The sequence below is a fragment of the Acinetobacter sp. UBA5934 genome (genome assembly GCF_002430855.1).
Classification (GTDB): Bacteria; Pseudomonadota; Gammaproteobacteria; order Pseudomonadales; family Moraxellaceae; genus Acinetobacter.
In genome coordinates this window covers 2,048-11,812 of sequence record NZ_DJDC01000090.1, presented here as the reverse complement: position 1 = coordinate 11,812, position 9,765 = coordinate 2,048, and the positions used below count along the sequence as shown (strand labels likewise).

The 9,765-nt window shown below is 39.4% G+C and carries 14 protein-coding genes; 5 read left to right on the top strand and 9 right to left on the bottom strand.

What is annotated here, in order from left to right:
- Positions 1-375 precede the first annotated feature (375 nt).
- Positions 376-975: a hypothetical protein gene (locus B2Y23_RS06465; RefSeq protein ID WP_291369750.1), complete on the bottom strand. Its 600-nt coding sequence runs from the start codon at positions 973-975 to the stop codon at positions 376-378.
- A 199-nt stretch (positions 976-1,174) separates the two neighbouring features.
- On the opposite strand from B2Y23_RS06465, the gene B2Y23_RS06460 reads away from it, so the two are divergent.
- Entirely contained in the window at positions 1,175-1,936 is a 762-nt protein-coding gene (locus tag B2Y23_RS06460; RefSeq protein ID WP_291369748.1) for a hypothetical protein, read from the top strand.
- Here the strand turns inward: B2Y23_RS06460 and B2Y23_RS06455 are convergent.
- The 8 genes from B2Y23_RS06455 to B2Y23_RS06420 are packed head-to-tail and all read right to left on the bottom strand — an operon-like array spanning position 1,898 to position 7,010.
- Entirely contained in the window at positions 1,898-2,317 is a 420-nt protein-coding gene (locus B2Y23_RS06455) for an antiterminator Q family protein (protein ID WP_291369747.1), read from the bottom strand. The genes B2Y23_RS06460 and B2Y23_RS06455 overlap by 39 nt on opposite strands.
- A 13-nt stretch (positions 2,318-2,330) precedes the next feature.
- A complete protein-coding gene (locus tag B2Y23_RS06450) occupies positions 2,331-2,786 on the bottom strand; it encodes a hypothetical protein (protein ID WP_291369745.1) in 456 nt (151 codons plus the stop codon).
- Entirely contained in the window at positions 2,783-3,295 is a 513-nt protein-coding gene (locus tag B2Y23_RS06445) for a hypothetical protein (RefSeq protein ID WP_291369743.1), read from the bottom strand. Before B2Y23_RS06445 ends, B2Y23_RS06450 begins: the two co-directional genes overlap by 4 nt.
- A gap of 2 nt (positions 3,296-3,297) precedes the next feature.
- Positions 3,298-3,468 (bottom strand): hypothetical protein, encoded by a 171-nt coding sequence (locus B2Y23_RS06440; RefSeq protein WP_291369741.1) that lies wholly within the window; start codon positions 3,466-3,468, stop codon positions 3,298-3,300.
- On the bottom strand, positions 3,465-4,724 hold the full coding sequence (locus B2Y23_RS06435) for a DNA cytosine methyltransferase (protein WP_291369739.1): 1,260 nt from the start codon (positions 4,722-4,724) through the stop codon (positions 3,465-3,467). Before B2Y23_RS06435 ends, B2Y23_RS06440 begins: the two co-directional genes overlap by 4 nt.
- A complete protein-coding gene (locus B2Y23_RS06430; RefSeq protein WP_291369737.1) occupies positions 4,721-5,329 on the bottom strand; it encodes a restriction endonuclease in 609 nt (202 codons plus the stop codon). Before B2Y23_RS06430 ends, B2Y23_RS06435 begins: the two co-directional genes overlap by 4 nt.
- Positions 5,326-6,168 (bottom strand): replication protein, encoded by an 843-nt coding sequence (locus B2Y23_RS06425; protein WP_291369736.1) that lies wholly within the window; start codon positions 6,166-6,168, stop codon positions 5,326-5,328. The genes B2Y23_RS06430 and B2Y23_RS06425 overlap by 4 nt, the downstream gene beginning before the upstream one ends.
- Positions 6,165-7,010: a phage antirepressor KilAC domain-containing protein gene (locus tag B2Y23_RS06420; protein WP_291369734.1), complete on the bottom strand. Its 846-nt coding sequence runs from the start codon at positions 7,008-7,010 to the stop codon at positions 6,165-6,167. Before B2Y23_RS06420 ends, B2Y23_RS06425 begins: the two co-directional genes overlap by 4 nt.
- Before the next feature lie 301 nt (positions 7,011-7,311).
- Between B2Y23_RS06420 and B2Y23_RS06415 the strand changes: the two genes are divergently transcribed.
- From B2Y23_RS06415 to B2Y23_RS06400, 4 genes are all read left to right on the top strand, one after another.
- Complete coding sequence (locus B2Y23_RS06415) at positions 7,312-8,001, top strand: LexA family transcriptional regulator (protein WP_261182948.1); 690 nt, start codon at positions 7,312-7,314, stop codon at positions 7,999-8,001.
- 470 nt (positions 8,002-8,471) lie between these two features.
- Complete coding sequence (locus B2Y23_RS06410; protein ID WP_291369731.1) at positions 8,472-8,687, top strand: helix-turn-helix domain-containing protein; 216 nt, start codon at positions 8,472-8,474, stop codon at positions 8,685-8,687.
- Positions 8,687-8,995: a hypothetical protein gene (locus tag B2Y23_RS06405; protein ID WP_291369729.1), complete on the top strand. Its 309-nt coding sequence runs from the start codon at positions 8,687-8,689 to the stop codon at positions 8,993-8,995. Before B2Y23_RS06410 ends, B2Y23_RS06405 begins: the two co-directional genes overlap by 1 nt.
- Positions 8,995-9,705 (top strand): hypothetical protein, encoded by a 711-nt coding sequence (locus B2Y23_RS06400; RefSeq protein ID WP_291369727.1) that lies wholly within the window; start codon positions 8,995-8,997, stop codon positions 9,703-9,705. The genes B2Y23_RS06405 and B2Y23_RS06400 overlap by 1 nt, the downstream gene beginning before the upstream one ends.
- The last annotated feature ends 60 nt before the right edge of the window (positions 9,706-9,765 follow it).

Below are 9,765 nucleotides of genomic sequence, written 5' to 3'. Positions count from 1 at the left end.
TATTTATTTTTATCAATTAATAAGACGTAGATCACATTTTATTAATATCATGAAGTCTGAAATAATAATTGCATATGATATTTACAAAAAAGCCCACCTTCAGATGAGCTCTTAAATTCAATTCTTTGGCTTTCGTATATACACTTCAGCCTGATCTGTGGCATCACACAACTTCATATCTTTAGATATCCAAAATCTGTACTCAGCATCACCAACGATATATCTCTGCTTATAGTATTCCGAGGTCTTATTTTCTTCGACTTCCTTTGCATTGAAGAATCGTTTGTCAAATTCAACCACTTGACCTGCTAAGTCGCCACCAACACATATGTTCAATTCAATTGCCTAGTAATTTATGACTGAAACAGAGTACCACTAAAAATCTTCCTTCATTTTTTTCTTTATTTTTTCAGCGTAATCCTGTTGCATAATCGAGATTCTATTATCCACTGTTGTGTCATTTAGAATTCCTAATTCAACTCTCAATAATTTTTCAATTTCCATTGCATCCAAAGCAATTACTTCTGTGACCTCTAACAATTGAATTTCAATATTCTTTTTATCTAATTCATTACTTTGATACCAAGGAATAGTTAATTTTTGTATTTCAAAAAGCACTTCAGTATATTTAAAAGTAAATCTCATTAATTCTTCTTTTGTTTTAGATTCAGATATAAAACTAGATTTATGTAAGCATGCAAGTGTATTTTGCATAGAAAGAATTAAATTATTCTTAAAATCTTTTTCACTCTCAAGTCTAAAACTATTAACTGTAATTAAGAAATTATGCCAGTTATGAATTAATTCTAGGTATAAGTCTCTTTTCGCCTCTGCTAATTTATCTGCCGTGTGAGCAGATAGGGTAAATTTAGCACCTAGCCAAATTGAAACAATGAGTGCAACTGCGCCAAATAGGGTACCGCATAAAGAAAACCACCCTTGAATATATGCTGCTTCTATTGCCTCAGTATCCATATTATGGTTCTCCATAAAAGATTAAAGCCCACATCTCAGTGGGCTTTGATCATCTACCTTGCTTTAGCAGGTGATGTCTATATTGGAGATCAATCCAAAAGGTCAACTGTATATAACTACGGTGACCATATCACAAATCTACTATGTCACTGCGCGCATTTCAAGTAGAATTATCAAGTTTTTTTAATTAACAAAATATATGTTCTTATATAAAATCGCCCAAGAAAAACTTTTAAACATCATTCTATTACTATCGTCAATTATTGTTTGGCATATTGTTACTAACAATTTAACCTCAGCTGGTTATGAGATAGTGAAAAATATTTCCTATAGTGTGATAGCCAGTATTATTTTTTATTACATTAATAGCGTCTATGTTTCAGTAAAAAAAGATAAATTGGCAAGAACCTATCTAATTAATAATTTTAAATCTGTTCAAGATGATATTTACATTTACATCCAATTATGTATGCCTGATCGAGACAGTGCGAATAAGCATTTACGCTCCAAAGATTTAGAAAATCCGGTCTTCTTTCGCAATTACTTTAAATATTCAAGAGATGGGCATTCTGGAATGGCGGCATGGTCATCATACCCTTTATATCAAGATACTGAAGTTGAAAATATTCAAAAAATGGTTTTTGCAATTTGCCAATTTTATGAATTATTTCGCAAGTATCAACATGATCTCTTCCTATCTAGTGAAGCTCAAGACTATTTTAACCTCCTAGGGCGAGATATCAATGATCTCAAGAATGGTCCATACATGGCATTCATTCTAATTCGAGAAATCACTGAGGCATCTTCTTGGCATTTAGATCGAAACTATCCAGAAGCGCCCCATCTTTATTATTTACGACAAAAAAATTACACTGTGGAAAAATATAAATATATTAAGTTATATGTGATTTCTACTTATGTATTATTTTGGATTGCCTTTGCGCTCGATACGATTGTTTAAGTCATCTAATTTACAATCAAGCCAAGTCTCAGCAGCCAATAAATACTTATCAATATTACGGCGATCCACTTTAGTTTTACTCGCCAGCACAGCGATCGGATACCCCTTCAAATAATGAAACTCAATCCACTGGTACAGATCCGGCCGTGAAAATCTTAACTGAGTCACCAGGTGATCAATAGCCACCAAAGCATCATCATCAAGCACCACCTGAACACCCGATGACTTCACCCCTTCTTTTAAACGCATCAAGCCATATGTAGGTGAGGTATAAGTCAATTCACTTGGATTATAAGAAGCATGACGCGCCCATTTACCCCACTGAGCCAATTCATTTTGCATCATTCGAACTGTTGGTTTTACTTCTACAATTGCGCTCATTTATATTCTTTCCTTAAACCTTCCAAAATCTTTTAAAAACCAACATAGCCGCATCACGTGCATGCTCATTTGTACGACCGGTCCAGCCGGTCATACGTTTAAAATCATCCGCTTTCTTTTTCGTTGCATTTGCAGCCGGGTGAATCATCTTGAAATGAATGTCCTGCTCTTTACACCAGTCTTCCCAGATCTGTGCATCACGCTTAACTGACCCAACGCCTTCCCGTACTCCTGCACCGCTTTTTGCTTGACGAGCATCCATGCTACCAAACCAGGTACGTTTTCGTGCATCTTCGATATAGAGAAAAATATTGTCCTTACCATCTGAATTAATGCGATCCCGTATTTGCTCCATGGCTTGAGTAATAGATAGTGACTCCACTTGCTCAAGCTCCCCGCCGTTGCCATGATCTATAGCAACGGCGAATCCTGTATGAACACCAGTATCGATACCGATGAGGATTTTCACTGAGATTCACCTCGCAGAATTTTCTCTAAATCATCAGCCTGGCTAAGCATGATGTTTTGCTCTCGATAGTTGTAAGCATGACTTTTCGATGCGGCTTTCAAAATATCAATCTGATCCTCAATTTTCTTTTTCAGCTCATCAATAATCGCTTGGCGATTGATATACATCTGATAAGAAGCATTTACAGAATGGCAGGCCTCTGCACCACGCGGACTATCTTCCGTGTAATCAAAAAAATTATGATTTGGATAAAATTTAAGGTATTTAAAGTGTTCCTTATGCTCATAAATTCTTTCGAATTCCTGAAGTGAAACAGCCTCTATCACTTGTTGCTGAATAATGATCACATCAGAAATAGCACACATGAACGGCGTGCCATCATCTAATCGACCAAACACGCGACCATCTTCAACACGATCCACAACACCTTCACCGATGAAGTGGTTACCAGAGAATTCAGTGCGGGATTCAGAAACAAAATCTACTTTTACTTGGTCATTCTTTCTCACACTCACTTCCAAATCTCCCAGTCGCCCCGGATTAAATCATCATGTAGCTTGCTTTCTTCATCTGCCTGCCGATGCATTTCTTCCAACTGGCACTTTAGCTCTTCTTCGTCTTCGTCTTCGTTATGAGGTAGAGATCCGTTCAGTTTGTCACGTAGTGTTTTGATATTGTTCATGCTGCACCTTGGTATTTATTTTCATGCTTAAAGTTTGCTTCAACCAAAGCACGTGATAATTGAGGGCAAACAGAATTACCCACCATTCGAGTTTGCTCGGTCTTGGTCAGGCGAATTTCATTGCCGTGCTCATCAATTCCTTTTTCAAAAACATAAGATTCTGGAAAGCCTTGTGCTTTAAAAAGCTCAACTGGTTGCAGCATGCGAAAACCGATATCGGTAATCTGGTACTGCTGTTGTTGAATAGTGATAAGACCAAAACGATCTTTAGTTGGAATTGTGCGCAATGGTTCAGCTAATGAGTTTCCATCCTTTTCATTCCCGTAATATGCTGTTAAAAATGCGCGTACCTCAGCAAAGTGATTTACTGTAGTCATCGCGTGTAGTGGTTCACTGAGTTTTTGCCCAATACAGTTTTTCTTCATCTTAGATAAATGGCTGATTTCAAGAGAACAAGTGTTTTTAGTGGTAACCGTATGTATTGGAGCATTAACTACAAAGCGCTCAATACCCTTCCATATCCGGGTAAGTGTTCTGGGCTTCAAAGGTCTCTTACGATTAAATATGCTCGGGCAATCTATTGACCAATTAATGCATTCACCTGCAGTACGCCACGGTTTTAATACCCCCTTTTGCACCTGGATACTTTCAGGGTCGCCATGTGTCCGTTTTGGCCAAACAATAGGTAATCCATCTCGTCTAGCAATTAAAAAGAAACGCTTGCGAATAGTGGGTGATCCATAATCACATGCACGCAGTTCACGCCATTCAACCTCATAACCTTGGCGGTTTAATGCATTCACAAATGAGTTGAAAGTACGGCCTTTTTTCTTTGGACATGGCTTGCCAGATTCATCCAGATCACCCCATGTTTTAAATTCTTCAACGTTTTCCAACATGATTACTCGAGGACGAGTTTTTGCAGCCCAACGTAATGCAACCCAGGCTAAACCGCGAATTTTCTTTTCAACCGGTTTACTGCCTTTAGCTTTTGAAAAATGCTTGCAGTCCGGAGATAACCAAACCAGACCTACCGGTTGATTTCCAGTTGCCTCGATTGGATCAATATCCCAAACGCTTTCACAATAATGCTTTGTATCCGGGTGATTAATTCGATGCATGGCCAATGCTTTCGGATCGTGATTAATTGCAACATCAACAGGTCGTTTAAATGCCTGTTCAAGACCAGTTGATGTGCCACCACCGCCGGCAAAGTTATCGATAATTAGTTCGTTAGGAAGTAAGCTGAAATTCATGCTGCACCACCTACACGCTTAAAACCCTTACCAATCTTTGCAACTAATTCAGGCGGACAAGGCACCCCAGTACGATTACACTCATCAAATCCAAGTGCTTTTTGAGCTTTTGGCTTTACCCACATTTCTTGAACGCGGCCCGCTTCTTTTGCACGGCGTAGGTAATCGTGATAGATGTCTTTGAATGCGAAATGAGCTGATTTTTGCCCTTCAACGCTCAGTACGTGGCGAACCTCTTCCAAGGTAACTTTTGTCAATTTGGTAATCGGAGTTGATGGATCTGATTCAAACTGCATTGCTTTTGCCCAAGCCATATCCGCAGTCCACCAGTCACCACCTTGTTCACACCATGAACGAAACGTAGGAAGGTTCTTAGGACACCACTCTTCAGAGTTCATTCGAGTAATTCCACGAGCAATGTCAGCCGGGGTTAGGCCATTCAATACCGTGCATGCCAACTGGCGAAGTTCATCATCTGCATATCCAGCGTATTTTTTGTCGAATTCAGCGCCGTATAATTCACTCATACGATCTAAAACCATGTCAGCTACTTCAACAGGGAAATTCACTGCAAAGGCCTGTTCAAATAATTGAATGTTGCTCATTGGATTTGACCTCCTACTACTGTGCGCATCTGGGTTTCGCTTGCTTGGCTACCAAAACGACGGCGTTGCGTCTGCGGTTGGTTTGATGGAGTAGCTTGAGTTGTTCGGTTTAGCTCATTGAAATACCACTGTGCTTCAAATGCGGCCCAAGGCTTTTGACGGTTTAAGCAATATTCGACTCCCTGGGAAAAAGTTAAATTTGCCTTTGCAATTTGATTTTCAAGAAGTGTGAATGCGCGTTCCGTATTCACCCCTCCTTTTGCCTTACGAACCTGCATGAACTCAATTGCAGTTTGTTCAGATACACCGTTGCTGATCAAAGCAGATTTGAAATCAAATTTATCAGCTTTAGAGTTTTCTATTTTTTCAGAAACAGATTTCTTCTGATTACCCTTACTAATATTTGTTTTTGTATTAGTTGTTTTATAGTTGTTATTGTGGGTCGGATTTTCCGACTGCGTGCTGTCGTTTTTTCCGACTCCCCCAGTCGTTTTATCCGCATGCGTTTTTTCCGCAGTCGGTTTTTCCGACTCCCCCTCAGTAACACTTTCAGGTAGATCATTTAAGGTGTACAAAGCAGGTTGGTTTTGATATTCAACACGCTTAATCAAGCCAAGCTCAACTAACTTGTCAGCACCACTTAAAACAGCATCTTTCCCATATCCGGTGAACTCAATAAACTGAGAAAGACTGATTGAGTCAGACTCTTTTTGCCATCCACGTGTTTTACGCACAATGAAGATATACATTGCAAGTGAAGAGCCTTTAAGTTTTGCCAGCATCCCAGAATCAACGAGGGCATTTGGCATTTGAAAAGAATTTGGTATCCATTGACTCATGCTGCTACTCCTTCTACCAAGCCAGCATCACGAACCATGGCTGCTAAACGTGTAAGGCCTTTTGAAGTAATACGAGCTTGTGTGAAAACTTGTGGCCCTTTTGATGTTTCAATAACCTTGGTGACTTTCTCGGTCATCACTTTTTGAGAGATGCGTTTCCCATATGCAACCAATGTGTTGTAACCATCTTTAGACCGGTACACCCAATTGCGATCCAAAAGAAACTGGATAAATATTTTTTCAGGCACGCCCACTGTTTTTGCAGCATCACGAAAACAGAATGAACTTGTTGTATCTGCAATATGATCAAGAGCTTGAGCTTTTGGTTCTAGGATTTGCACCTGGTGCTCGAGCTCGATTACTTTTTCTGTGTAACCAAGTAAAGCCCGGCGTAAAAATTCAGGATTGTTTAAATCAATAACTGGCTGAGCAGCTAATTTTTCAAGCTCACGCAAACGATTTAATACGGCGTGACGCAACTTAATGCTATATCCAGTAATAAGCGTTTCAACTAAATCTCGTGTCAGCATGTATTCAATGTAAGTCTGACCATTTTGAGGGTGTGTCCAAGGTTGGGCATACCCTACTGGGTTAATATTCAATTCCTTAAACATTGAATCGCAGTCACGCTTAACATGACGTGGCTCTTTACCAATTAATCCAGCAATCTCTCGATGACTCATTGTTGATGGACGATCCGAATGTGATATATTCACAACGGAATTCAATGGTTTGACATTTTGATTTCCTAAAGCAACTTGATCTCGCACATCAAGCTGCTTACCCCAAAGGACTTGATCTCGCACATCAAGTCCTTTCTTTTTTGCTACATCCTCACTCATTTGTTCTCTCCCTTTGGTGAATCGACCAAAAAGTACTGCGGGAACTGCAATTTCACTCGCGCGGGAATGCCACGAGTCATCCAGTTTTGAATTCGCTGCCTGCTAGATCCAACCAGCTCGGCCACTTTTGATGGACCACCTAGTTTCAAAATCATCTGTTTATCAGATTCACACATTGTTTATAGCCAAAATAATAAATTTCACATTAAGTACACACTATGTGAACGTATAAGTCAATATTGTGTTTAACACATTTTGTTTACTTTGATTCATAATGGATGTGTAAAAAGGAGATCAAACCATGCATCCATCAATGAGTCGTTTATACGACATATCCGGTGCAAAACAGCCTTCAGAATTGGCGACCATATTGCTTGAGTCTGCTCAGACTATTTCAAACTGGTCCAAAAGAGGTGTGTCAAAAGCCGGAGCTATTAAAGCTTCAGCTTTGTTTAATGTGTCCGTGAATTGGATTTTGCTTGGTGAAGATACTTCTGACTCAAATACTGATGTCATTTCTCATCAAGTAACCACTCAAAGCACTGCAAACAATGCTGAATACGCTGAAATTCCATACTTTAAGGAGATCTTAGTGTCGTGCGGCAGTGGAACGTTTAACGATGAAAATGTTCAAAAAATTCAAGAAAAAGTAACTTGTGATATTCGAGTTTTAAAGGATTATCATGTTGATCCGAGCCATGCTGTGGCATTCACAGCTTTTGGCGACTCTATGTCACCAACCATAAATGATGGATCCATTGTTTATGTGAATCTCGCCAATAAGCGAATTTTGGATGGGAAGATTTATGCAATTTGCTATGGAAATCTTTTCAAGTTTAAAGCGCTTTACAACCTCCCGTATGGCGGTGTTCGCATAGTAAGCCTTAACCCTGTTAATGACCCTGAAATAATTTTAACTGGTGAACAATTAGAAGCTGAAAGCTTTGAAATCATTGGTCATTGTTTCTTTACATCAAATAGACTTCCTTAACACGAATAAACATTTTCACAAAAAAAGCCGTGATTAATTCACGGCTTTTTTATTTTTCACAAATATTCACAAAATAAATTTCACACAATTCACATCAATTTGATTGACAGTTGTAAACATGGTGTTTATATTTAGTTCACAAGATAAACAAAAGCCCCGAACAATCTTGGCGGATGCGGGGCTTACTCAAAGAGTGAACCCAGTATGAAGCAACATCCATCCCATAGTCAAACACCTGCGTTTGACACTAACAAAAGTCAAACGACTGCAATCCTTCACCAGGAACCAACGTACGAAGAAATGTACGGCAAGCCTGTGAACATTTTTGCAAACGTTTGCTCATTCCTTTTAATCCTAATCACCGTTCTAGCCTTGTCTTACATGTACCTGCGCACCTCGGAACGTGAAGTGCAATATCAAACTGAACAGTCTTTGGCGCGCCAGGCTGAATACAAAGGAGTGAGTCAATAATGACAACTCTTTTCCCCGCTGAATTTTTTGATGCCAATAAAGGTACGGCGTATCAAACAGCCTTGGCTCAATTTGAAAAGCCATTGCTCAAAGCAACCATGATCAAGTGTCATGGCAATCAAACCAAAGCAGCCGAAATCCTTGGCTTAAACCGCGGTACCCTACGCAAAAAATTGGACATGCACGGCATGCTCAATAATCGAGGTGCCTGGTAATGGAAATTCAAATGAAGTATCTGGCAATTGAGCCAGAAGGCACCAAGCATATTCACTTCCAACTTGCTGGACCATTTGAAACGTGGCTTTTAAACGGCGGTTACCAGGCTAAGTTTATTAGACATGTCCCATGCGTACGCTACAGCATGCCAAATAAAGAAACACTGGAAATTGATGGCACCGGGAAGATGAATGCTGCAGCACAGAAACGCTATGCGATTTTTCTTAAGCAGTATTTGAAAGTGGGTAAATCGTTGATTGAGTCTTTGCGTGCTCAGGCACCAAAAATATTGAAGGTGGCGGCGTGATGTCATTAACTCAGGAAAAACTATTAGAACTTGAAGCTGAATATAAGAAGTTTCAAGACAATCTTAAAAATACAACGCATCAAGAAACCAAAGATGCTATGAATTTTTTAGAAAAATATGCTGGCAATAAGGCATTCCAAATTTTTGCATTAATGAAGATGGATCGTGATGCTAATCAGGCTCACACGCAAAATCTGGCATCTGAGATTTGGGATTTGAAAGATCAAATCAGTGAATTGCTTGGTCGTGGCAATGAGGTTATTCAAGAGCGCGATGAGCTTCAAGCGTATGTAAAAGAACACTGCCCTGAATTTAAATCTCAATTGAAATGGGTGTATAGCATTCCCGAAGAGCCTGATTCACCACCAAATTACTTCCCTGCCGAAAGCAAGGAAATCGCCTATCGAGCTAAGGCGCGCTTCAAAAAAATGTTCGAGCGTGAGTTTGCTGAAAGTCCCGAAATTGCAGAAATGATCATTCGTCAAATGGATGTGACTATCTGGCATGGCACGGATGAGGAATTTGAGGAGCTTAAAAAAGAAAGTTTCTATGATGAAGCTTGGTTTAAAGAGCCGATGTATCAGTGCAAGAACATCGAGCAGATGGAGAAAGTCTTTAAATATGACGAAATTGTTCACTGCTATAACGGTGATCAAGAGCTAATTACGGATGATTATGAAGAAGCTAAGCGCTTCTATTGGGTGGCGTGATGGGTATTCAGGAAGAAATTGAATTATATAAAAAATATCGAAGTTCAAAGCTTAATAACT

Coding starts and splice junctions, on each gene's coding strand:
- B2Y23_RS06465 (WP_291369750.1), bottom strand. CDS start 975: ATGGATACTGAGGCAATAGAAGCAGCATATATTCAAGGGTGGTTTTCT.
- B2Y23_RS06460 (WP_291369748.1), top strand. CDS start 1,175: ATGTTCTTATATAAAATCGCCCAAGAAAAACTTTTAAACATCATTCTA.
- B2Y23_RS06455 (WP_291369747.1), bottom strand. CDS start 2,317: ATGAGCGCAATTGTAGAAGTAAAACCAACAGTTCGAATGATGCAAAAT.
- B2Y23_RS06440 (WP_291369741.1), bottom strand. CDS start 3,468: ATGAACAATATCAAAACACTACGTGACAAACTGAACGGATCTCTACCT.
- B2Y23_RS06435 (WP_291369739.1), bottom strand. CDS start 4,724: ATGAATTTCAGCTTACTTCCTAACGAACTAATTATCGATAACTTTGCC.
- B2Y23_RS06430 (WP_291369737.1), bottom strand. CDS start 5,329: ATGAGCAACATTCAATTATTTGAACAGGCCTTTGCAGTGAATTTCCCT.
- B2Y23_RS06425 (WP_291369736.1), bottom strand. CDS start 6,168: ATGAGTCAATGGATACCAAATTCTTTTCAAATGCCAAATGCCCTCGTT.
- B2Y23_RS06420 (WP_291369734.1), bottom strand. CDS start 7,010: ATGAGTGAGGATGTAGCAAAAAAGAAAGGACTTGATGTGCGAGATCAA.
- B2Y23_RS06415 (WP_261182948.1), top strand. CDS start 7,312: ATGCATCCATCAATGAGTCGTTTATACGACATATCCGGTGCAAAACAG.
- B2Y23_RS06410 (WP_291369731.1), top strand. CDS start 8,472: ATGACAACTCTTTTCCCCGCTGAATTTTTTGATGCCAATAAAGGTACG.
- B2Y23_RS06405 (WP_291369729.1), top strand. CDS start 8,687: ATGGAAATTCAAATGAAGTATCTGGCAATTGAGCCAGAAGGCACCAAG.
- B2Y23_RS06400 (WP_291369727.1), top strand. CDS start 8,995: ATGTCATTAACTCAGGAAAAACTATTAGAACTTGAAGCTGAATATAAG.